At 34.9% G+C, this 2,033-nt stretch carries 1 protein-coding gene; it reads right to left on the reverse strand.

The window, feature by feature from the left end; all coding sequences use genetic code 11:
- Positions 1-157 precede the first annotated feature (157 nt).
- Positions 158-1,912, reverse strand: a complete 1,755-nt coding sequence (locus ACMZ6U_RS10195; RefSeq protein WP_416108312.1) for a glycerophosphoryl diester phosphodiesterase membrane domain-containing protein — start codon at positions 1,910-1,912, stop codon at positions 158-160.
- Positions 1,913-2,033: the final 121 nt, after the last annotated feature.

Consider the following 2,033-nt stretch of genomic DNA (forward strand, 5'->3'; position numbering starts at 1 on the left):
TTTATTTATGTGTGAGCTTCAGTCTGTTAAACTTTGTCTATTTATACTCGAAGAAAATCAAAATCTGACTAGAAAAAGCGTCGTAGCTAGAACTAAAGTTCATCAAGGTAAACTTAACAATATCAGATTTTGATTTTCTTCGAGTATTAGGTCTTGTTTAGTCCAAGTCAAAGAGACGGCTAATGACTGAAAGATAATCTTGATTTTCTATTAAATGCTTTTGTTTACGGCGGGCTTTATTAGGATAATCGGTGATAATACCGTCGACAGAAGATTGTAAATACATTTTCAAATCATCTTGATCGTTAATAGTCCAGATGTATAACTCTTTTTTTCTCTTATAGGCTAGCTTTGCCAGATGGTTACTATATGAAAATTCTTCAATGGCATAGAAATCAACCTTAGTTGAAGCAAAATCTCCAAATTGAAAAGTGATGACATGACCAGTTTCAATATCTGGGCGATGCTTTTCAATGCTTTCTATTAAAGGCAAATCAAGAGACATAATCTTACTTCCCGGATTTAGCGGTAGTGACCTTAATTCTTTTAGAATAGCTGTTCCATAGTTTTTTTGATTTTTCGTGGTTTTTAACTCGATAAGCAAGGGCATCTTTAGCTTTGTAGCTTTTTCTAAAAATGTTTTTAGAGAGACGATTTGGCTTATATGGCCATTTTGACGGAGCCTTTTTCCAATAATATCTTTCGCTTTAGACTGACTGATAATAGTTGATTCACCACTTAAACGTTGGAGATTATTATCATGAACAACCACAAATTTTTGATCTTTGGTCATTAAAACATCAATTTCGACCATGTCAGCTTTGGCCTTTTTTGAGGCTTTGAGCCCTTCTAAAGAGTTTTCAACAGCCATGTCAACGAAACCTCGATGAGCAATGATCTCCACTTCCTTAGGATTGCTGCTACTAAGTATATTGATATTGTATAAAAAGGCTCCTAGAGCAATAAAACAATTGAGAAGTAGCATCCTCACCCATCGACTCTTTTTTCGTTTATGACTTGGTTCAATATCGACAACGTCATGTTGTTCGAGATCAAGTATCAAATAGGATACAGAAGCCAGTTTGATGAGAAGGCTGGCAATAAAAATGACAAACCAGACCAGACTGAGTAAGCTAACTTGAAGGAACCATAACTGACTACTATCTTTTGGAAATACAAGATAAACAATACCTAGAAGTAGTCCAGAGGTAATGAAAGCGACAAAACTAATGATACCTGAAATGATAGCTAAACCACTTAACGTTAAAAATGAGCGACCGGAAGTCATTCTCCAGCTAGTCTTTAAATTTTCAGTAAAGTGTGTCTCTTTTTGAATAATCGTCAAGGGTAAGGTATAAATAAAGCGAGCATTGATGTAAAAAATCAGGATGTAGGCTAGCATCAGACCGACTTGGCCCAGACTTGTTTTTTGCAATTCCCCAGTAATAAATGTTGGAATGTATAGCCGTTCGATGAGAGCTGACGAAAAGAAAAAGCGAAGGACTGGGATGGTTAGTAATAAATAAGCTAGAAAACTTAACAAGTGGCGGCCACTAATACTAAATAAAAATTGCTTAAAATCAGTTTTTATTCGCTTAAATCCTAGCTCTATAGGCGTCTCTTTATAGCGTAGCATTTCCACCAAAAAGGAAAATTCCATAAAAACTAACAGAGCTAGAATAATGAGATAAATGATTAAGAGTAAGAAAGTGACAGGGTTTGCTAGAAAACTAAAGATATTATCCAGTGATAAACCAGGATAGCCAGAAGAAATCAAAATACCACGAAATAACCAAGATAAAAGATAAGACCCTCCAATCGTTAGAGTAAGCTGTAGGAAGGTTGTTCGGAGACTATAAATAATAAAATGTTTATAGATGTCATGTAGGACAGCAAGCAGTTTGATAATCATAGGATACTTTCTGTTGATGTGATTCTTCTATTTTATCAAAAAAGCTTGCATTAGTGGGAAGGAATTACTTTAATGGTTTGAGGTTTTGGTGATTTAACTGATAGCACTTACTAACACATTC

Source organism: Streptococcus pluranimalium, assembly GCF_047785745.1.
GTDB lineage: Bacteria > Bacillota > Bacilli > Lactobacillales > Streptococcaceae > Streptococcus > Streptococcus pluranimalium_B.